This window comes from Pedobacter sp. A2324 (genome assembly GCF_059693705.1).
Map to the genome: position 1 here is coordinate 71263 of NZ_JCASSK010000004.1, position 21928 is coordinate 93190.

The 21928-nt window shown below is 41.0% G+C and carries 20 protein-coding genes and 1 tRNA gene; 8 read left to right on the forward strand and 13 right to left on the reverse strand.

Going from position 1 to position 21928, the window contains the following annotated elements; genetic code table 11:
• Positions 1-90: 90 nt before the first annotated feature.
• The 5 genes from AC570I_RS12880 to AC570I_RS12900 all read left to right on the forward strand — a co-directional run bounded on the left by AC570I_RS12880 (position 91) and on the right by AC570I_RS12900 (position 9261).
• Positions 91-2070: a heavy metal translocating P-type ATPase gene (locus AC570I_RS12880; RefSeq protein ID WP_497405736.1), complete on the forward strand. Its 1980-nt coding sequence runs from the start codon at positions 91-93 to the stop codon at positions 2068-2070.
• 138 nt (positions 2071-2208) lie between these two features.
• A complete protein-coding gene (locus tag AC570I_RS12885; protein WP_497405737.1) occupies positions 2209-4875 on the forward strand; it encodes a valine--tRNA ligase in 2667 nt (888 codons plus the stop codon).
• Between the two features lie 354 nt (positions 4876-5229).
• On the forward strand, positions 5230-6585 hold the full coding sequence (locus tag AC570I_RS12890) for a Gfo/Idh/MocA family protein (RefSeq protein WP_497405738.1): 1356 nt from the start codon (positions 5230-5232) through the stop codon (positions 6583-6585).
• An 89-nt stretch (positions 6586-6674) separates the two neighbouring features.
• The gene (locus AC570I_RS12895; protein WP_497405739.1) at positions 6675-8039 is read left to right on the forward strand and encodes a 3-keto-disaccharide hydrolase; all 1365 of its coding nucleotides are present in this window, start codon (positions 6675-6677) and stop codon (positions 8037-8039) included.
• A 28-nt stretch (positions 8040-8067) separates the two neighbouring features.
• Complete coding sequence (locus AC570I_RS12900; protein ID WP_497405740.1) at positions 8068-9261, forward strand: Gfo/Idh/MocA family protein; 1194 nt, start codon at positions 8068-8070, stop codon at positions 9259-9261.
• A gap of 29 nt (positions 9262-9290) precedes the next feature.
• On the opposite strand, the gene AC570I_RS12905 is transcribed toward AC570I_RS12900, so the two are convergent.
• Positions 9291-9749, reverse strand: coding sequence for a type I restriction enzyme HsdR N-terminal domain-containing protein (locus tag AC570I_RS12905; RefSeq protein WP_497405741.1), 459 nt, complete (start codon positions 9747-9749; stop codon positions 9291-9293).
• 122 nt (positions 9750-9871) lie between these two features.
• On the opposite strand from AC570I_RS12905, the gene holA reads away from it, so the two are divergent.
• Positions 9872-10894 carry a DNA polymerase III subunit delta gene (gene holA, locus AC570I_RS12910; protein WP_047799468.1) on the forward strand — a complete coding sequence of 341 codons (1023 nt, stop codon included), beginning with the start codon at positions 9872-9874 and terminating at the stop codon, positions 10892-10894.
• A 69-nt stretch (positions 10895-10963) separates the two neighbouring features.
• Positions 10964-11326 carry a VOC family protein gene (locus tag AC570I_RS12915; RefSeq protein ID WP_047799467.1) on the forward strand — a complete coding sequence of 121 codons (363 nt, stop codon included), beginning with the start codon at positions 10964-10966 and terminating at the stop codon, positions 11324-11326.
• On the opposite strand, the gene AC570I_RS12920 is transcribed toward AC570I_RS12915, so the two are convergent.
• The 6 genes from AC570I_RS12920 to AC570I_RS12945 form a co-directional block, all read right to left on the reverse strand.
• A complete protein-coding gene (locus tag AC570I_RS12920; RefSeq protein ID WP_497405742.1) occupies positions 11313-11513 on the reverse strand; it encodes a hypothetical protein in 201 nt (66 codons plus the stop codon). The genes AC570I_RS12915 and AC570I_RS12920 overlap by 14 nt on opposite strands.
• Before the next feature lie 23 nt (positions 11514-11536).
• Positions 11537-11608: transfer RNA gene (locus AC570I_RS12925), tRNA-Cys, on the reverse strand.
• Positions 11609-11766: 158 nt separating this feature from the next.
• A complete protein-coding gene (locus AC570I_RS12930; protein WP_497405743.1) occupies positions 11767-12189 on the reverse strand; it encodes a GtrA family protein in 423 nt (140 codons plus the stop codon).
• Complete coding sequence (locus tag AC570I_RS12935; protein WP_497405744.1) at positions 12186-12872, reverse strand: CDP-alcohol phosphatidyltransferase family protein; 687 nt, start codon at positions 12870-12872, stop codon at positions 12186-12188. Before AC570I_RS12935 ends, AC570I_RS12930 begins: the two co-directional genes overlap by 4 nt.
• A gap of 152 nt (positions 12873-13024) precedes the next feature.
• Positions 13025-13831 carry a phytanoyl-CoA dioxygenase family protein gene (locus tag AC570I_RS12940; RefSeq protein WP_047799463.1) on the reverse strand — a complete coding sequence of 269 codons (807 nt, stop codon included), beginning with the start codon at positions 13829-13831 and terminating at the stop codon, positions 13025-13027.
• A gap of 211 nt (positions 13832-14042) precedes the next feature.
• Positions 14043-14837: an SDR family NAD(P)-dependent oxidoreductase gene (locus tag AC570I_RS12945; RefSeq protein WP_497405745.1), complete on the reverse strand. Its 795-nt coding sequence runs from the start codon at positions 14835-14837 to the stop codon at positions 14043-14045.
• A gap of 140 nt (positions 14838-14977) precedes the next feature.
• On the opposite strand from AC570I_RS12945, the gene AC570I_RS12950 reads away from it, so the two are divergent.
• On the forward strand, positions 14978-15382 hold the full coding sequence (locus AC570I_RS12950; RefSeq protein WP_497405746.1) for an EVE domain-containing protein: 405 nt from the start codon (positions 14978-14980) through the stop codon (positions 15380-15382).
• Between the two features lie 28 nt (positions 15383-15410).
• Here AC570I_RS12950 and AC570I_RS12955 read toward each other — a convergent pair whose 3' ends face one another.
• From AC570I_RS12955 to AC570I_RS12980, 6 genes are all read right to left on the reverse strand, one after another.
• Positions 15411-16598: a cation:proton antiporter gene (locus AC570I_RS12955; RefSeq protein WP_497405747.1), complete on the reverse strand. Its 1188-nt coding sequence runs from the start codon at positions 16596-16598 to the stop codon at positions 15411-15413.
• Positions 16599-16668: 70 nt separating this feature from the next.
• Positions 16669-17190: an acyl-CoA thioesterase gene (locus tag AC570I_RS12960; protein WP_047799459.1), complete on the reverse strand. Its 522-nt coding sequence runs from the start codon at positions 17188-17190 to the stop codon at positions 16669-16671.
• A 390-nt stretch (positions 17191-17580) separates the two neighbouring features.
• Positions 17581-18501 carry a hydroxypyruvate isomerase family protein gene (locus AC570I_RS12965; RefSeq protein ID WP_497405748.1) on the reverse strand — a complete coding sequence of 307 codons (921 nt, stop codon included), beginning with the start codon at positions 18499-18501 and terminating at the stop codon, positions 17581-17583.
• 28 nt (positions 18502-18529) lie between these two features.
• Positions 18530-19522 (reverse strand): FAD:protein FMN transferase, encoded by a 993-nt coding sequence (locus AC570I_RS12970; RefSeq protein ID WP_497405749.1) that lies wholly within the window; start codon positions 19520-19522, stop codon positions 18530-18532.
• Positions 19523-19528: 6 nt separating this feature from the next.
• Positions 19529-20848: a Gfo/Idh/MocA family protein gene (locus AC570I_RS12975; protein ID WP_497405750.1), complete on the reverse strand. Its 1320-nt coding sequence runs from the start codon at positions 20846-20848 to the stop codon at positions 19529-19531.
• A 32-nt stretch (positions 20849-20880) separates the two neighbouring features.
• Positions 20881-21846 (reverse strand): formylglycine-generating enzyme family protein, encoded by a 966-nt coding sequence (locus AC570I_RS12980; RefSeq protein WP_497405751.1) that lies wholly within the window; start codon positions 21844-21846, stop codon positions 20881-20883.
• Positions 21847-21928 lie beyond the last annotated feature (82 nt).

Consider the following 21928-nt stretch of genomic DNA (forward strand, 5'->3'; position numbering starts at 1 on the left):
AGTGTAAAAATTTTAGTTATTAAGAATGATTAGAAATAAAGCGTTAATTTTGATTTTATGCATGATTAAATTTACAATATATCGTTAACAATGAGCCATTCCCACCATAAAGAAGATAGCTGTTGCAGCAGTAAAGCCCATCAGGGAAATCAGAGCCATAACCATAGTCATGAAGATGGCGATGAGCACGACCATGATCATGGGGGCGACCCTTCAGCGTTTAAAACTTACCTGCCTGCTTTAGTGACATTGGTGATGCTGCTAACAGGGCTGGCGTTTGACCATTTTTTTAAGATCGCGGCCTTTCAAATCATTCGTCCGTATTGGTACATTGTTGCCTACTTGCCTGTTGGGATTCCTGTTTTAAAGGAGGTATGGGAAACTTTTAAGGCTAAGGATTTTTTTACTGAATTTTCTTTAATGTCGGTTGCTACTATCGGTGCTTTCGGCATCGGGGAATACCCTGAGGGTGTAACCGTGATGCTTTTTTATACGATTGGAGAACTATTCCAAATGGCAGCGGTAAACAGGGCTAAGCGAAATATCTCTGCCCTGCTTGATGTTAGGGCAGACGTAGCACATGTTTTGAGGAACGGCAAATACGAAGACGTCAATCCGGAGCAGGTAGCAGCAGGGGAAACCATACAGGTTAAGGCAGGGGAGAAGATCGCTTTAGACGGAGACATGCTATCTGAGAAAGGCAGTTTTAATACGGCGGCACTAACAGGCGAAAGCAAGCCGAAATCCATTGGTAAGGGTGAACAAGTTTTAGCGGGAATGTTGAACCTGGATCAGGTAATCGACATTAAGGTTACGAAAGTTTTTGCAGACAGTGCATTGTCGCGTATTTTAGAGATGGTTCAAAATGCTACAACGCGTAAGGCGAAAACTGAACTGTTTATCCGCAAGTTTGCAAAGGTTTATACTCCAATCGTATTCTTTCTGGCAGTCGCACTCGTGACCATACCGATATTGGTTTTAGGCAGTGGGTATGATTTTCATACCTGGCTGTATCGTTCATTGGTTTTTCTGGTTATTTCATGTCCATGCGCATTGGTGATCTCTATTCCCCTGGGTTATTTCGGTGGCATTGGTGCTGCATCATCACATGGAATTTTATTCAAGGGATCTAACTTTTTAGATTTAATTACGAAGCTGAATGTGGTAGTAATGGATAAGACGGGAACACTTACCAAAGGCGTTTTTAAAGTGCAAAAAGTGGAAAGTAACATCAATGAAAAAGATTTTTTAAATCTGGTGGTTGCTGTTGAGGCAAAATCCACCCATCCAATTGCCAAAGCCATAGTTGAATATGTAGGCACAACGGGAATTCATTCTGCGGAAAACATTGAAGAAATTGCAGGCATGGGTCTGAAAGGAAATGTGAGTGGGAAAGAGATTTTAGCTGGAAATGTGAAGCTCCTGGAAAAATTCAATGTTGATTTTGATGCTAAAGTAAAGGATATTGAAGAGAGTATTGTGGTTGTTGCATTAGATGGTACTTATGCCGGATATATTTTAATTGCCGATGAGATTAAAGAAGATGCCGGCGATGCCATCAGGCAATTGCACGACAATGGCGTAAAACGGGTGGTGATGTTAAGCGGGGATAAAACATCAATTGTAAAGAAGGTTGCCGGTGTCTTGGGCATCGATTCCTATTTCGGGGATTTACTGCCGGAAGATAAAGTCGCCAAACTCGAAGAAATTAAAAAAGATAAAACTCGGGTTGTGGCTTTTGTGGGGGATGGTATTAATGATACGCCGGTTCTGGCCATCAGCGATATCGGCATGGCAATGGGTGCTATGGGGAGTGATGCTGCTATTGAAACGGCAGATGTGGTTATCCAAACCGATCAACCATCGAAAATTGCCACTGCCATTAAGATTGGCAAAGCCACCAAAAGTGTGGTGATACAGAATATTGTTCTCGCTTTTGCGGTTAAAGCACTGGTTTTAATTTTAGGAGCAGGTGGCTTAGCAACCATGTGGGAGGCTGTTTTTGCCGATGTTGGTGTAGCGTTACTGGCTATATTGAATGCGGTGAGGATTCAGAAAATGAAGTTCTAAGATAAGGTTTGGCCAGAATTTGAACTGTTATTGAATGATGTATTAGATGATCTGGATTGAAAATAGGGCTATTACTGAAAACAGGTATGCTTTGGTCTTTCAGCTTAATTAGCTATTTTTGGGCTTTTAATATAATTCATGAGCATTTCCACGAAGTACAATCCTGCAGAAACAGAAGATAAATGGTATAGCTATTGGCTATCAAAAAAGTTTTTTCACTCGGAACCAGATGAGCGCGAGCCTTACACCATCGTAATTCCACCGCCAAACGTTACCGGAGTGCTGCACATGGGCCACATGCTTAACAATACCATTCAGGATGTTTTGATTCGTAAAGCGCGGATGCAGGGCAAAAATGCCTGTTGGGTTCCAGGTACTGATCATGCTTCAATTGCAACGGAAGCTAAAGTTGTAGCCATGTTGAAAGAACAGGGCATCAATAAAAAGGATCTTTCTCGTGAAGAGTTTTTAAAATATGCCTGGGAGTGGAAAGAGAAATATGGCGGCATTATTTTAGAACAGTTAAAAAAATTAGGTGCAAGCTGCGACTGGGACCGTACCCGTTTTACAATGGAGGAGGATCTTTCTGAAGCCGTTATTGATTCGTTTATTCACCTGTATAAAAAAGGCTGGATTTATCGGGGCATCCGGATGGTTAACTGGGATCCTGCTGGTAAAACGGCAGTTTCTGATGAGGAAGTTATCCGTAAGGAAGTAAACCAAAAGCTATATTACATTAAATATCTCATTTCCGGTACTGATGATCAATTCCTGACCATTGCAACAACCCGCCCGGAAACGATTATGGCAGATGCTGCAATTTGTATCAATCCGAATGATGAGCGTTTTACGCACCTGAAAGGTAAAAAGGTGTTTGTTCCGCTGGTAAATCATGAGATTCCGGTTATTGAAGATGACTATGTTGATATTGAGTTTGGTACCGGTTGTTTAAAAGTAACCCCTGCACATGATTTGAATGACTACGAGTTGGGTGTTAAACACCATTTGCCGGTTACAGATATCCTGAATGACGATGGGACTTTAAACGAGCTGGCTGTTATCTTGGTTGGCGAAGACAGGTTCATTGCCAGAAAAAAGATTGCTAAGTTATTGGATGAGGCAGGTCATTTAGATAAAGTTGAAGATTATAAATCGCAGGTTGGTTTCTCTGAACGTACGGATGCGGCTATCGAACCAAAGCTTTCCATGCAGTGGTTTGTAAAAATGAAGGAGCTGGCACAGCCTGCATTGGATGATGTTTTGAATGGAGAAGTCAATCTGATTCCGAATAAATTTGAAAATACTTACCGCCACTGGATGGAGAATGTGCGCGACTGGAATATTTCGCGTCAGTTATGGTGGGGGCAGCAAATTCCGGCCTGGTATGACGACAAAGGAAACTGGGTAGTGGCAAAAACCAAAGACGAAGCTTTAGAGGAATTCTGGAAGAAAAAACATCTGGATGAAAGCTGCTCGGAGGCTGAAAAAGCTGGTTTCAAACATCAATTGGAGCCTTTCGTAAAACAGGATGAGGATGTAATGGATACCTGGTTTTCATCATGGTTGTGGCCGATTTCTGTTTTTGACGGTTTTAAGAATCCTGACAATGCGGATATTAACTATTACTACCCAACTAACGATCTTGTAACAGCACCAGAGATTTTATTTTTCTGGGTGGCACGGATGATTATGGCGGGGCATGAGTTTATGGGCAAGAAGCCATTTACCAATGTTTATTTAACCGGTATTGTTCGCGACAAATTAGGGCGTAAGATGTCTAAATCGCTGGGCAATTCGCCGGATCCGATTGGATTGATTGAGAAATATGGTGCAGATGCAGTTCGTGTAGGGATGCTGATGTCATCACCTGCAGGTAACGACTTAATGTTTGATGAAAGTTATTGTGAACAGGGGCGTAACTTTGCGTCGAAGATCTGGAATGCTTTCCGTTTGGTTAAGGGTTGGGAAGTTGATGAGCGTTTGGAAAATCCGAATAAGCAAGCCATTTCCTGGTTTGAAAACCGTTTCAGTGCTGCCCTGATAGACATTGAAGATAACTTTAAGCAATACCGTTTATCGGAAGCCTTAATGACCACCTATAAATTGGTTTGGGATGATTTTTGTGCATGGTACTTAGAGATGGTTAAGCCTGCTTACCAACAACCTATTGATGCGGAGAGCTATCAGGCCACCATTGGCTTTTTTGAAAATATCATTAAATTACTGCATCCTAATATGCCTTTCTTAACAGAAGAATTATGGCATGATGAATTATTCGGTACACGTGAAGAACTGGATTGTTGCATTGTTGCTGATTTTCCAAAGGCGGGGGCAATTGATGAGAAATTGTTAAAAGATGCTGAAGTTGTTAAAACTGTGGTTGCAGAGATCAGGAATGTTCGTAACCAAAAGCAAATTTCGCCAAAGGAAACATTACCGTTAAGCCTGAAAGTGAATTCTGATATTGATTATGAAAAATGGTTAAATGTTGTTTTCAAGCTGGCCAATGTTTCTGAAGCAGAAATCGTAAATGAGAAGATAGCTGGTGCTACAGCTTTCATGGCTGGTAAAGATGAATTCTTTATTCCACTGACAGAAAACGTTGATGTTGACGCTGAACGTAACCGTTTGAATGCCGACCTGGTTTACCTACAGGGTTTCCTTAAATCGGTAGATGCCAAGTTGGGCAATGAACGTTTTGTACAAAATGCAAAACCTGAAATTATTGCCAATGAACGAAATAAGAAAGCAGATGCTGAAGCCAAAATCAAGATCATTGAGGAGGGTTTAGCCGCATTGGGATAGCATTCATCAGTAAAAACATGAATCTGAAAGCGCCTATAGGTTTTTCAGATTAAAGAAGTCCTTTTGAATATCATTCGAAAGGACTTTTTATATTTACCAGGTATCATGGATATCTTATGGTGGCATTTATTTATTTCAAACGTTTTCCATTTTTTTTACGCAATCTTATTGAGTTCAACACATGCCATTTACAGGCATTTATTCAATGATTATGGCAGTTGAGCTTTAATTCCGGTCTGATGGTTTCAAAAATATTACTTACCAGAATTCAGCTTTTGGTTTTATTAACCATATTTTAGGTTGATAAAACGGTTTACCCACAGCCTTTTATTTTATTCTAACCTAATATTAACCATGGAAAACCCAAGGAGAAAATTCATTAAACAATCGGCGATTTTTGCTGCGGCTACTTACGCCGGTACAATGGGTATGAGTGCCAAAAGTTACGGTCGGATTATCGGCGCAAATGACCGTGTCCGTGTTGGCGTAGTAGGCTTTTCAGACCGGTTTAAGGATACCTTATTACCCTGCTTTTTAAACCACAATAAGGAACTCAATTTTGATATCGTTGGATTATCAGACTTGTGGAACTACCGTCGGGATTTAGGCATTGCTCATTTGAAGGAGAAGTTTGGACATGACATCAAAGCCTGCCGTAATAACGAAGAGCTATATGCCACAAAAGACCTTGATGCCGTCATTATCAGCACGGCTGATTTTCAGCATGCCCTTCATACGATTGAGGCCGTAAAAGCCAACTGTGATGCATACGTTGAAAAACCATTTGCTGAGACAATGGATGACGCCAAGGCGGCGCTTAGAGCAGTAAAGGCAACCGACAGGATTGTGCAGATTGGCTCTCAGCGCAGAAGCGGAGAAAACTATGTAAACGCGGCTAAATTTATACAGGAAGGTAAGTTTGGGCCAATTACCGCAGTTGATTTGGTATGGAACGTAAACCAGCCGGGACGATGGCGAAGACCTGATCTTGTTGCTAAACTGAAAGAAGAAGATATTGACTGGAAAAGATTTTTATTAAACAGGCCTTCCGAGAGTTTCGATCCCCGTAAGTATTTAGAGTACCGGTTATTCTGGCCATATTCTTCAGGCATGCCTGGCCAGTGGATGTCGCACCAGATTGATACTGTTCATTGGTTTACCGGTTTGAAATATCCAAGAAGTGTAGTTGCTAACGGGGGTATTTACACCTGGAAAGACGGACGGAGGAACTGGGATTCTATGGTTGCGGTTTTTGATTACGGTCAGCCAGATACAACAGATGGTTTTCAGGTAACCTTTACTTCGAGAATGCAGAATAGTGTGGGAGATGTAGGTGAGGTTTATTATTCGAATGGAGGAGAGCTTAACCTGATTACCAATAAAGTTTCTCCAAAGGGTGGATTGAAAGAAAGAGAGGCAGCGGCGATGGGCTTAAAGGCTAATCTTTTACCTGATTTTGATTTGAGTAAAACTGAAATAAAAGCAGCTACAGGGGCTAATATGGGAGGAGATTCACTGACGTCGGGGCACATGAGGAACTGGATGGAATGTGTGCGGAGCCGTAAAACGCCAAATGCTCCGGTCGAAGCTGGTTATTCACATTCCATTGCCAATATCATGACTAATGCTGCGGTACGTACAGGTGCTAAATCGACATTTGATGAAGGCCGGCAGGAAGTGATCGCAAACGGGAAAATTTTTAAATATTAAATAATCTATCACCGCCCAAGCTACTTAAGTTCAGAAAGTTTGAATGGCTGAGATGCACTTAAATGTACAAGGCGGTAAACAATATCCAAATGTTAAACATTAGAAAATACACATTTTTAGCGCTGGCATTTGCCAGCCTAACATCGGCTGCCCAAAAATCAAAGCCACTTTTCGATGGTAAAACGCTTACAGGCTGGAAAGCTGTTGCAGGTGCTGCACCTTATAAGGTGGAAGACGGGATGATTGTGGGGACCATGACAAAAGGCACACCAAACTCATTTCTGATTACTGAGCAGGAATATGGGGATTTTGTTCTGGAACTGGATGTTAAGCTTGAAGGTGAGACGACCAACTCAGGGATTCAGACCCGTAGTCATATCAAGGCAGAGGGCAACAATGGCAAGGGGCTGGTGTTTGGCAGGCAGGTTGAAATAGATCCTACGGCGCGGGCCTGGACAGGGGGGATTTATGATGAGGCCAGGCGACTGTGGCTTTATCCGCTTGAACTTAATTCCCCGGCGAAATCGGTTTATAAAAAGAATGAATTCAACCATTACAAGATCGAAAACATTGGTAATGAATTAAAAACCTGGGTTAATGGAATACCTGTTGCCTACGTAATCGATACATTAGATCAATCGGGTTTCATTGGTTTACAGGTACACGGAATTGGAAACGAACTGGGTAATGATGGAAAGAAAGTTTATTTTAAAAACATCAATATCCAGACCGAAGGCTTAAAAGCAAAAACTTTCCCGAAAGGCGTTTATACTGTAAATTTGACGCCAAATACGCTTTCTGCATACGAGAAAGCTAATGGCTACAAACTGCTGTTTGATGGAAAAAGTAACGCAGGCTGGAAGGGCGCCTATAAGCCAGCTTTTCCGGAGAAGGGATGGAAAATTGCCAGTGGTGTAATTAGTGTTGAGCCATCGGGCGGCGCAGAATCTACCAATGGCGGTGATATTGTAACCAAAGAAGAATTCTCCGCATTTGATTTGTCTTTTGAGTTTAAGCTTACCCCCGGTGCCAACAGCGGAGTTAAATACTTTGTTACCCTGAGTGAAAATAATACGGGATCGGCAATTGGTCTGGAGTATCAGGTTCTGGATGATGTACTTCACCCTGATGCTAAACTAGGTAGAGACGGAAACCGTACACTGGCATCGCTTTACGACCTGATCACTTCAAAAAAGGAAGCCCGTTACCTGCGTCCAATCGGATCGTGGAACAATGGAAGGGTAGTGGTTTATCCTGATAACAGGGTAGAGCATTATTTAAACGGGGTTAAGGTGCTGGAATATGTGCGTGGTTCGGAAGAATTTAGAAAACTTGTGGCCATCAGTAAATATAAAGACTGGAAAAATTTCGGGGAAGCTCCTAAAGGACACATCTTATTGCAGGATCATGGTAACAAGGTTGATTTCAGAACAATAAAAATAAAGTCGTTATAGGCTTTTGTTTTAAATAAATAGCGTAAAAATGCATCGAAGATCGTTTATCAGGGATTCAGCTTTGCTAGGTTCTGGTTTGTTATTGGGGAATGAAGTCTTTGCTGGTGTAAAAGCAGATCGGGTGATTAATATTGCGATGATTGGCTGTGGTGACAGGGGCAAAGGTGTGCTGTCGGTAATTAAGTCGATGCCTTCAAAATTCAGAACGGCCGCTTACTGTGATGTGTTGGATTTCAGATTGAAAGAAGCAGAAAAACATGCCCCTGCTGACGCCAAGCCAATTAAGAATTATCAGCAGGTTCTGGACGATAAAAATATAGATGCTGTTTTTATTGCAACGCCCTTAAGTGAGCATTTCAAAATTGCAAAAGGTGCAGTACTTGCGGGTAAGCATGTGTATGTAGAAAAAACAATGACCTACAGTATTGAACAGGCGCTTGAATTGAAAAAACTGGTAAATCTTTCAAAACAACGAACTTTTCAGGTTGGCTATCAATACCGTTACTCGCCACTTTACTTCAAGGTGAAGGATATGATTCAGAGTGGATACCTGGGCAAGGTATCGCAAATTGATTGTAGATGGGACCGGAATGCCAACTGGCGCAGGCCTGTACCCGACCCGTCTCTGGAGCGTAAAATCAACTGGCGTATGTATAAAGAATATTCTGGAGGGCTTGCTGCTGAACTATTGTCACATCAGATCGATTTCATCAACTGGGCATTTGAAACGCAACCTGATGAAATTATAGGTTCGGGGGGAATCGATGTTTTCAAAGATGGCCGGGAAACCTATGATAATATTCAGGCTATACTTCGTTACAAAGAAAAAGGCATGATTGGTAACTTCGGCGCTACTTGTGGAAATAAGCATGACGGTTATCTTTTTAAAATTAAAGGGACAAAAGGGACTGTGTCATTATTAACAGATACAGGAGTGTTTTATCCTGAAGAGATCGCCAAAAAAGAACTTGGAATTGTTGACGGGGTAAGCGGGGCCACTAAGATTGTAGTGAATCAAGATGGCGGCATTCCTATATTAGACAAGCCGACTAAAGACGGGACCATTTATGCTTTGGATGAATTTTATAAATCGGTTATAACCGGCTCGCAGCCTGTATCTGGAATCAACACGGGTACCCAGGCTGCCATTTGCGTAGCCATGTGTAATGAAGCAATCTATTCGGGTACCAAGCAGGTTTGGAAAAAGGAATATGGCTTGTGACAGGTATTACAAGGTTAAACGATTGCGTGCTATAGATCCGGATACTCTGGCATTTGAGGCGTAAAGGCAAAACTCCCATTTTTAAGATCCATTTTGGCATATACATGCTGCAGGCCATTGGTTAAAACAATCCATTTAGCCTGGTGAATAGAATTATATCGGGAAGCCTGCTCAAATACGGCCTGGGTAATTTTAACTTTTGGCGCTTTACACTCAATAAGCATCAGCTTTTCCCCGGCAGTATTGTAAACCAGGATGTCACTACGCTTTTGCAATTGATTTAATACCAGGCCTCCTTCAATTTGAATCAGGGTTTTAGGAAACTTTTTGCTGGCAATCAAATCCTGTATAAAATGCTGGCGTACCCACTCTTCGGGCGTCAAAACAAGATGTTTTCTTCTCAGTTCATCGAAAATAAAAACCACATCATCTTTCTTCGTAATTTTAAACGGGTATGGTGGAAGATTAAGTGGGGTAGGGTTAAACATTTTTAGTCACTGGTGTGGATTGCAGGTTTGTGCTGTTATTCAAATAAAACTGACGGGCTAAAGTTACTATTGTTTATAAACAATTGCGAGAATCATAAAAGCTAAATTGTAATTTTACGGCTATGACCGCCGCCGAAATTATCAAGGATATCAAAGCCCGTAAGTATAAGCCAGTGTATTTATTGCATGGTGAGGAATCGTATTACATTGACCAGCTAACGGATTATATAGAAGATAACGTATTAAACAGTGCAGAAAAAGGCTTCAATCAAACGGTTTTATACGGCAAGGACACTGATATGAACACTGTTCTTGGCGCGGCCAAGCGTTATCCTATGATGTCGGAATACCAGGTTGTTATTGTAAAAGAAGCGCAGGATTTAAAATGGGGTAAGGAGGACGCGGGTAGTAAGGAGGCTGAATTTGTATTAAATTATTTCGAGAAGCCTTTACCGAGCACCATTTTAGTACTGGCATTTAAGTATGCAAATTTTGATAAGCGGAAGAAAATTTACAAGGCAATTAGTAAAAGCGGACTGATCTTTCAGTCGGATGCGGTTAGGGATTATAAACTTGTACCGTGGATTGAGGAATTTATACGCGAAAAGGGTTATAAGATAGACCAGCAGGCTTCCGCGTTAATGGCCGAATATCTCGGCACTGACTTGTCGAAGATTGCGAATGAGATTGAAAAACTCATGCTCAATGTACCTAAAGAGATGACGATAAATACGGATCTGGTTCAGAAAAATATCGGCATCAGCAAAGAGTATAATGTTTTCGAACTCCAAAAAGCGCTTGCTATCCGTGACGTATTGAAGTGCAACAGAATCATCAATTATTTCTCAAGCAACCCCAAAGCAAATCCTATGGTTATGGTGCTGGCTAATTTAGGAGGATATTTTACCAAGCTGCTGAAATATCACTATGTGCCTAACAAAGCTGATGCAGCTTCAGTATTAGGCGTTCCGCCTTTTTTCATCAAGGATTATGAAGTTGCAGCGCGAAATTATCACGCAGGAAAAGTTTTTCAGGTCATCAGCCTGCTTCGGGAATATGATTTGAAGAGTAAGGGGCTGGACAGTTCGGGGAATGTAAATGATGGAGAGCTTCTTAAGGAACTTGTATTTAAAATCATTCATTAAAAGTTAAAAAAATGGTTATTTAGCCATTTTTAACTGCTTAATTAATAATCATTAATTTAAAAATAAACTATGTTACAGGGACTTAGGACGATTGTGTATTACGTTGGCGATTTAGAAGCTGCGAAAGAATGGTATAAAAAGGTTTTCGAGATTGAGCCCTATTTTGACGAAGCCTATTATGTTGGTTATAATATTGGTGGCTTCGAACTGGGTTTAAATCCGGATGATACTGGTTATAGTAATGGTAACCATTCCATCACCTACTGGGGTGTTGAGAATATTAAATCGGCTTTTGATCGTTTGGCCAGTATGGATGTTGATATTCATGAGCAGCCGAATAATGTTGGGGGAGACGTTTGGGTTGGAAGTATCTTCGATCCGTTTGGAAATGTTATCGGCTTAATCGAAAATCCTGCGTTTAAATTAAGCTAAAACCCTTATTGATTTCATCTACTTGGAGATGTGGGTCTTCCGTATCTCCCGCGGTTTCCTTTGGCTTTTCCGCCTCTTTTCTATTGGCGATTAAGTAATCTTCCTCATCATCAATTTTTGTTGCACCGCAATTTCCGGGTATATTAAAAAAATCCCTGACCAGCGGGCAGTCGTTAGGTAATGGCATTTTTGTAATTATCAATTTCTTTGACGTCATGGGCGGATTCGAACCGCCGTAAAAGGTTTTGCAGACCTGTACCTCAACCACTCGGCCACATGACTATGTTGTGCAAATTCCCATGAATGTTATCTTGATTAGACATTCAAATTCTGAACTGCTAAACAAATATAGTATAATTAATATATATTCTATAGAATCAGTAGTCATTTTGTTTTTGCAGTGCAGGATGGTCAAGCAGATCCTGTACTTTTAGGGGCAGTTAATGAGATTGGACTGCTTTGCTGGATCTAAAAACCCAGTGTTTCATCAGTGGATAGTTAAACCCGTAAGAAACAATACTGTCGATTAGTAACCGACCTATCCGATAATCTAAATTGATGGTTCGGTGTAACAGGTAGGTCCCAGCCGACTTTAATGAAATGCTACCCAATACCACTCCGATAAACCTTGTTAACTGTTGTTGAGGTGTTGCGGAGTATCCTGACTGATTTTTGAACGCCCAAAGGCGGTTTAAAGAAAAGTTAACAATTCCTCCAACGGTTCCGGAAATCAGGATTGAAAAGACGAAATGCAGGTGTAAAATCTCGGTAAGAAATATCATCAAAGCATAATCGGTTATTCCTCCTGAAAATGCTGAAAGCTGAGCCTTAAGGAATGTTATTATTGATTTACGCTTCTTCATTTTAACTTTTCCTCCCGATCACGCTCGTTCCCAGCTTCCAGTAACTTAATGGTATCGACCATATTGATGATGAACAAAGATGCCGTGGTGATCAGAGCGGAGTATGTAATGGTTTGAGGAAATAGCCACTCTACAATAAAAATCAGCGCAATAAGTACACGGAGCTCAGTGGGGCCGAACCAACCTGAATCTATACGATAGACATTTGTTATCTTATATCTGAGCAGCGATATGATCATCGACCATCCGTAAAGTACTACGAAAAGGAAACCTAAAACTCTAACACTCTCATTTGCATAAAAATAGTAGCCTAAACCTGTAAGGATGATGCTCATCCAGTCCATGATGATATCTAAAGCGAAGCCGTACCACTTTCTGGGAGTATTTCGATAGTAAGCCAATCTGCCATCAAGAGAATCGCCTAGCCAATTTACGATCAGTCCAACAATACCTAACAGCAGGAAGTTTTTATGATAGTGCTCTGCAAGCGTGAACCCTCCAAATACAATGAAAGATCCGAGCATACCGATGCCTGTCAGGATATTCGGTGAAACCCAAATGGGAACACATTTCAGCAGAGCGTGAATTAAAAACTGTTCACCATTCCGCATGATGTTTGATCGTTTACGATCTGCAAAAATTTGCTTCCGCTCTGTTATCTGCACCTTCTCGCTTATCGCCATCAGCAGCTTAACAAAATAATGCCCGAGATTATAGCTACCTCCGGCCTGTAGGTGTTATGAATCTTTTTCTGACATGATTTAATCATTAATAAAGGTTTTCGAAGTTTTCCGGTTTTGGCCAGGTAACTAAAAATTAAGATAAAGATCATAAGCTATTTAACTATCCCCGCAAAACGCTGATAAAATACTGTTGGACTATTTTCATTTTTAGGCGCATATTTTCCAGCGATTATTGGAATATAAATCACCTTTCTTCTGCTCTCTTCTCCACGAATTGATGACTCTGCTACTCTATGCCATAATCTCCCGTCATGAACAGTCAGGTCACCTGCTTCTGGCAGAATGGAGACCTCATCTCTGTCTGGTTTATTATCTAAGAAATATTTTTTACGGAAAAGCATCTGGTAAATACTCTGTTTGTGTGTTCCTGGTATAATTTTCAATCCACCATTCTGTGGGTTCTGCGTAGTCAGATGGATTCCAACGTTGAGCATTGGATTTAGTTTTCCACCATAAAAAATATCTCTTAATCCATCTGTATGCCAACCCATTTTAGTGAAACTGCTGTCGGGGCCATTCACGTAATGATTGAAAACCATTCCGTCTTTTTCTTCCGTGCCTAATCTTGAATCTTCTCCGGCCAGGGGAAGTAAAGCTGAAATTCTGGGATCAAGTAATAAACCACTCAGCGTTTTGTGATGCTGGTTGATGAACGCAAAACGCTGCACAATTCTGGAACCATCTAAATCGGTTCCATATTTAATTGGCACCCCGTTTATTTTACGGATATCTGCATTTATCCAGTCTCTTTGAACTTCTTTTGATGCCTGATTGATGGAGGCGACTGTAGACTTTTCGATAAAGTTTTTGAAATGGATGAAACCGTGCGTATTGAAAAAATCAATCTGTGCTGAGGTTAGATTTTCTGATAGGGTAAAGGTTGGATACGAGGATGCCATGTAGTAAAAGTTTAAATTAAGGAAATTTAGAATTGGTTGATAGAAGATTATGAACAACAGCAGCACATTCGCATTCGCGAGTGGTTCTGTGCATGAGTGTAAGATAAGTGTCTATACTTATACATTATCTATCGATTTAGTAGTATTTAATACAAACGTAATCTTTTTTTAACATTACAACGAATATAAATCACTTTTTTTTGAAAAAAAGTCATGTTTTATAAATTCCTGCCGCCATCTTTTCGATGAAGAACTTAGGCAGGATTCTGTTGGCGTACACGCTAATTAGATTGGTGAAGCCTGGAATAACTTCTGATTTGCGGCCGAACAAGCCGTTTAGGCCTATATTTGCAACCTCATTGGGTTTCATGTTAAACTTTTCAGCCATCTTGCTAAAAGCATCCAGTCCAGCTCTGTGGGCAAACCCCGTGTCGACAGGTCCCGGGCTTAAGCAGGTAATGGAGAGGTTACTTTCCCTATGTTCAAAGCGCAGTGCTCTGGTAAAGGAAAGAATAAATGATTTGGTAGCTGAATAGATAGCAAGTGTTGGAACAGCCTGATAGGCTGCGGTACTGGAAACGTTCAGGATATATGCTTCTTTTTCCAAAAGCAAGCGGGGTATAAAAAAGTGACATAGCTTCACTACAGTATCCATATTTAACCTGCACATATCCATTTGAGCAGATAAGTCTAACGAAGAGAAATTGCCCCACAAGCCATATCCCGCGTTGTTGATTAGTACCGAAATCTTCAAGTCATTTTCTGATACCCAGTTTAATACTGTTTCAGGTGAAGCGCTTTCAGCCAGATCAATCGCTAAAAAAGTTGCTTTTATGCCGTATTGACTGGAAAGTTCTTTGCAAATTCCGGCAAGTTCCGCTTCAGACCTCGCAATCAAAGCAAGGTTATATCCTTTCTTTGCCAGTTCTATAGCAAATGATTTGCCTAATCCTTTACTGGCTCCGGTAACCAGTGCAAATGTTTTTTGACTAAGATCTTTTTCCATACGTATATTTTCAGTGCCCTAAAATATCATATAATATCTCATATTACTTCATTTTTATTAAAAACAGATGTAATTGTCGCCTGGAGTAGTTTTCAAATTCACTTCGTTTTGGTAGTTTTGAATCATTAATAAAGATACATATGAATCATTGGTTAATAAAGAGTGAACCTTTTAAATACAGTTGGGAAAAATTTAATGAAGATGGGCGCACCTTTTGGGATGGTGTTCGTAATTATCAGGCCAGAAACAACCTGAAAGCGATGAAACAGGGTGATCTGGTATTATTCTATCATAGTAATGAAGGAAAAAATGTAGTTGGTATTGCCAAAGTGGTTAAAGAGTTTTACCAGGATCCTACTACTGATGATGCCAACTGGGTTGTTGTAGATCTCGCTCCGGTAGAGACACTAAAGTATCCCGTATCGCTGGAGCAGATCAAAGCTGAACCCAGCCTTAGCGATATATCATTGGTTAGACAAGGTCGCCTTTCTGTGATGTCTTTAAAAGCCGAAGAATTTGATAAGATTTTGGAAATGGGAAGCTGATGATCAGTTTCCTTATCTTACAGTCAGTTTAAACCGTAATCTCTTCTGTTTTTCTTTTGCTTAGTGTGATGCCGAGCGTCATTACAATGCTTGATCCCAGTACAACGAGGAATAAAAATGACGGGCCCACTTCAATTACCTTAAGCGATGCAGGTAGGTTAAAGTAAAGTAAAATGCTAATCAAACCACGGGGTGCGATAAATAAAATTGGAGATACGCTGCCGTTCTTGAATACTTTTAAGAAAAATACCCGGATCAGGTAAATGCTGATCAGTATGAGAAAACCATTTGCCAGGATCAGTTTATTGTTTAACTCGCCGATATTCATGGTAAACCCAAAAATCACGAAGAAAAATGTGCGCAGAATGAAAGCACTTTCTGCAGACAACTGATAAAGCTGTGAAAGATCATTGGTTAAGTTTTTATAGATAAAAACACTTCTGAACCACATATTTTGAATGGTATCGGCGTTGTTCAAAAATAATCCTGTACTCAAAATCAGTACCAGTGAAGATAAATGATAGGATTGACCGATGGCGTATACCAATATCAGGATGGAGATGATCAGGAAAAACTTGATGTGATGAACAAGTTTTCCCATGATATATAATAGGACTACACACGCAATAGCTGATAGCAGAATAATTAAGAAGGTGCTTAACCCCAGGCCAATAAATGCAGAGGGCGTAATGGAGTGATTGGTGACTGCGAAATTAAATATAATGATGCCCAGTATATCGGAGAATGACGATTCGTAAATGACAAACTCTTTATCTGACTTATTTAATGCTGCAGCTGATGGTATGGCAATTGCCGAGCTGATTACGCTAAATGGAATGGCATTTGCAATGCACGTATACAAATTATGATGAGTGATCTGATATACGATTAGGGTAATAACGGTAATTGTTCCCAGCAAAATCGTCAGTGCTGATAAAAAGGCGCTTCTAATAAGTTTGTTTTTATTCCGGTCGTATTTTAATTCCAGAGATCCCTCAAATACAATTAAAATCAGGCCTACGGTACCAAGAGTAGGTAGGATAGATAGAAAATTAAACGTTTGGATTTTTAAAGAATCGACCAGAAACCTCAAGCCTATGCCAAGCAGTAAGAGCAATAAAACCGATGGTATTTTTGTTCTACTGGACACTAAATCAAACAGATAAGAAAAAATTACTAATCCGCTTAAAATAATAAGAATGGTATAGGTTGTCATATTTTTCAGCCTAGGGTAAGCCGCTAAAATAAAACAATCAAATTAAGCGAGGGGCAAGTTTATGTAAAAATTATGCTTTAAAGAATAAAGCTTTTAGTTCGCTGGCATCGTCAGGACTCATTTTACCGCCTAAAACAAGGCGAAGCTGGCGGCGTCTTAAAGCGCCATCATACAATTCCACTTCTTCGGGTGTTTCGGGTATTACTTCTGCCACAGGGATGGTTCTTGCGCTTTGATCAACTGCCACAAAAGTATAGTAAGCTTCATTGCTTTTCTGGCGTGCGCCACTGGGAATATTTTCAGACCAAACATCTAAACGAACTTCAACAGAGGTGTTAAACGCCCGGGTCACTTTAGCTTCAATAGTGATCACATCGCCCAGTTTTATAGGTTGTTTAAAAGAAACGTTGTCTACAGAAGCGGTTACTACAATGCGGTTGCAATGTTTTTGAGCTGAAATTGCTGCTGCGATATCCATCCAGTGTAACAAACGGCCGCCCATCAAATTGTTTAAGGTGTTGGTATCATTTGGTAATACCAGCTCATTCATTATCGTAAAACTCTCTTTGGCAAATTTCTTTTTCAAACTCATAACTGAGCGCAAAAGTAATTAAAATGTACAGCAAAATATCGCTTATTTAGCATTCTGTAAGAACGAATTATCGATATAATGTCAATAAAGGATTATTGTGCATTATTCAGGCTTATTTCAACATCCGGAATGTGAACTTTGAAACTATTGATCTAAACCCATGTTTTAAGCTGAAAATAATGCGGAACCTTACACTCATACAATTTTTCCACTGGTACTATAATGAAGACCAGAACTTATGGCTGAAAGTAGCAAATGAAGCCGCCCGTTTAAAAGAAATGGGAGTAACGGCGTTTGGCTGCCGCCAGCTTACAAAGCCAGTACATTCATAGCCATTGTCGAATTGGTTAGCCGACTAAACAGTTAACCAATTCAACACCCTTGCTTTGGCTAAAGAAAACTATCTTCTTTACGATAAGCTGCAATCACGGCCAGTTCGCCTTCTTTACCTCCCTTGGAATTGCCGTGCTCCATTCCCATTACGCCTTTATAGCCTTTTTGATGCAGGTGCTTAAACAGGTTTTTATAGTTGATTTCGCCAGTGGTCGGTTCTTTTCTACCCGGATTATCTCCAATTTGAATATAGGCGATTTCATCCCAGCAACGATCTATGGTTTTAATCAAGTCGCCTTCAGTGCGCTGCATGTGGTAAATATCATATAAGATTTTGCATGATGGACTTTTTACTGCTTTGCATACCGCGTAGGTTTCATTGGTTTTCTGAAGGAAAAGTTCCGGGGTATCACTCAGCGTTTCCAGCACCATAATTATACCATGGGGCTCGAAAATTTCTGCTCCTGCCCGCATGGCATCTATTACATTGGCAAACTGATTGCCATAAGGCAGATTACGTTCGTAAAAGCCTGGTACTACGGTAACCCATTTGGCATTACAACGTTTTGCGGCCTCTACCGATTTTTTACAGGTTTCTATGAATTTGTCTTTAAACTCCTTCTTTCCGGTAGTCAGTGAAGTTTTCCAGTTGTCGCCACCATCCACTACAAAAACGCCCATCCTCATACCTAACTTAGCCAGGAGATTTCCGATTTTATCCTGTTCGTCTACAGACCTGTTCAGGTAACCGTTATCCTCTATTGAACGGAAGCCTTTATCATACATAAACTGAATCTGATCGAGAAAATTATTTCCTGCATGGTTTTCAAACATCCCCTGGTGTGGCGCGTAGTCGAGGTTGAACACCCGGTCGGCAGGAAATTGCTGTTCTCCTTCAAAAGCATTACTGAAACCTGTTCCTGCAGTAATGGCACCGGCTGTTAACAGGCTGTTTCTTATAAATTCACTTCTTTTCATTTGTTCGTTTTTAAATGTAAAGCCAGGCTTATTTTTTTAATATTTTTTTGAATCCGGCAGATAGTGTATCGGCAATAGATCCGTCTTTGCGGTGATAAACAAAATAAGCTTCCAGATCTTTTCTTTGTTCCACAAAATGTAGCGCATCTTTCAGGTGCATCCCCATCAGGGCATTATCGTAGCCATCGGCTGTAATGGCATCTTTAGCATAAACAGTAACACTGATCATTTCATTTTGAAGCGGATAACCGGTTTTCGCATTGATCAGGTGAGATAGTTTTTTCTTTCCGCTCTGGTGAAATTTACGGTAATTTCCAGAGGTGGTGATGGCCCCGCTGTTTACCATTGCAATATGCCTGATTGCAGGTTCATCATGCTCATCCGGTCCTTCAATACCAATTTTTATTGCTGAGCCATCGGGTTTAGGACCGGAAATTCTAAGTTCCCCACCCAGTTCTGCGATGTAGGTTCTGATCCCTTTTTTTTCCAGATAACCGGCAATTACATCCACACTGTAGCCCTGGGCTATTCCGTTTAAATCAATTTGTACACATGGTTGCGTTTTGGTGAGCGAACCATTTTCAAAATGCAGGTTTTTCATGCCTACACAAGCTAAAATAGATTTTATTTTCGCCCTGCCCGGTTCTTCATCCGCTTTTCGAGGGCCAAATCCCCAGGCTTGAACCAGCGGCGCAACCGTAATGTCGAAGATTCCCTTCGTATCTTGATTAATTTCGAAACTTCTTTTCAAAACGGTATCCAGGAAATGATCGGTGTTAATTTGCCTGTCGGATGAATTAAACCGGCTAATTAACGAGTTTGGCTTGTATAAAGACATAGACTGATCAATGTCGTCGAGCAGACTATCAATCCCTTTTTTTGTCGCCACGCTATCTGTTGCATAATAGGTGATGGTATAATCTGTTCCCTGTGCATAGCCTGTAATTTTGTACTGTCGCACATTGTTACGGGTAAAAAAGCCAAACAAAACAGGAAAGCAAAGGAACAGAAATCTATACATGATAACCTATAGTACTTTAGTTTTACCAGGCATAGGGATTGGATAGAGGCCATTAGCATCAGGCATTAATTGTGGATTAGCATCCCATGCAAAGCGCTCAGGTAATAAACTGTTATTTGCAGCGAGTGCTTCATCCCATTTTATTGTTTGGCCTGAATAGGTAGCATAGCGGCCAATGATGCCCGAGAATGTTGTGGTTGCACCATAATCGGTATTTTGGAATTTATACTCTCCTTTGGAAATTGCTTCAAAAAGCTCATCATGTTCTGTTTGGTAAGGATTTGCATTGCCTTTGGTATTGTGGTTATAGATTTCTTTTCCACTGGCATCCCATATAATGGCCTGATTGCCTGCCGAGAGATATACTTTACCTTTGGTTCCCTGAAAAGTCTCATCAACACGGTTACGGGTTCCTTCGAAATGCCTGCACTGACTGTAGATTTTAGCACCGTTGGCATAGGTAAACTCATTGGCGTGGTTATCATAAATCTCTCCATAATCCTTTCCTGTACGCCAGGCCCTGCTTCCGGTGCCTTCTACTGAAACCGGATGTGCTCCTGTAATCCAGTTTGCAATATCAATATTGTGTACATGCTGCTCTACAATGTGGTCGCCGCATAGCCAGTTGAAATAATACCAGTTACGCATCTGATATTCCATTTCAGTCTGGTTAGCCGTACGCGGGCGCACCCAAACACCCCCACTGTTCCAATATACCTGTCCAGATACAATTTCGCCAATTGCGCCATCCTGTATCCGTTTCATGGCCTCGCGGTAGTTGCTCTGGTAGCGGCGCTGCAATCCTACCACTACATTTAATTTTTTCTTTTTCGCTTCTTCAGCAGCTGCCAGCACCTTTCTGATTCCAGGTGCATCTACGGCAACGGGCTTTTCCATAAACACATGCTTTCCTTGCTTAACTGCTTCTTCAAAGTGAATGGGACGGAAACCCGGAGGGGTAACCAGGAGTACCACGTCAGCCAGCGGGATTGCTTTCAGGTAAGCATCGAAACCTACAAACTGACGTTCTTTGGGCACATCCATCTTCGCTGCAAATTTTGAGCTTAATGACTGGTAGCTGCTGTCCAGGCGATCTTGAAAAGCATCTGCCATGGCCACGAGTTTCAGATTAAATTTAGTGCTGAGTGCCTGGAATGCTGCTCCTGTTCCGCGGTCGCCACAACCAATCAGGGCGATCCGGATGGTGTCAGTTCCTGAGGCAAATGCACCTGCAAGCGGAATGCTGCTTAAAATCGTTCCTCCGGCCAACAGCGCAGAGGCTTTAAGAAAGTCGCGTCTTTCTTGTGTGTTTGGTTCTGTTTTCATTTAGCGTTTGGTAGGTTTTGTGTGTTAAATAGTTAAAGATCTTTGATTGGTTGCTTATTATAATAGGCATCTATTTCAGTTTTTGAAGGTGTTTTGGCTGGACGAACGAGTCTTATTCCTACAAAAGGTGCCTCAGGGAACCACCAGTTACTTTTCGGGATCTGAGGATCGAGCTGTTTCCATGAAGGATCGGATGCCAACCGGACTGTTGAGGTTAGATTATCGGGCGTTTCATCATACGATCCGCCACGCACCGAATGAGGATAGAGTTTATCAGGCAAAGCAATGGGATTTACAGTTACCTTACCATTATGTTGGTTATAAAAATCAGCCAGGTATTGATCGCAGGTCCATTCGCTAACGTTTCCATGCATGTCATATAAGCCCCATGCATTTGGTTGTTTTAGTCCTACAGGATGTGTTTTGTTTTCACTATTATCTTTAAACCAGGCATATTCCGCTAGTTTTTTGGAGTCACTTCCAAAAGAATATGCTGTTGAAGTTCCGGCTTTACAGGCATATTCCCATTCTGCTTCTGTTGGGAGTCGGTAGAAAACTCCTGTACGAACGTAAAGCCATTTGCAGAACTGAATGGCATTGTACTGTGTCATAGCTATTGCCGGCTGGTTTTCTTTACCCATGCCAAAGGTCATATCCAGATAGGGTTTAGTTGGCCTGGTCACCGCGTCAACCTCAGCCGGAACTGGAGTAATACTGGCCTGCTTCTCATAATCACGATAAAGAAAGGGCTCAAAAATATTCCAAGTTACCTCGTATTTACCCATCCAGAAAGCATCGAGTTTTACTTCATGAACAGGCTGTTCATCGGCCTTTCCGGTTTTGCTACCCATTTTAAAGGCTCCTGCCGGTATGGCCTGCATATCGAAAGTCAATTTTGTACCATCAATATTTTGTGTATATGATTTAAATTCCTGGGCATAGTTTTCCCCAAAAGAAAGGAGTATTAAAGCTGGCGCAATAAATTTCTTAAACATCATAATTGGTTAGAAATGCCGGATGAAGAGCATTTGGGTTACTTTATCTGAACACTAAAGTAATTAACCAATTTTTAAATTAAGA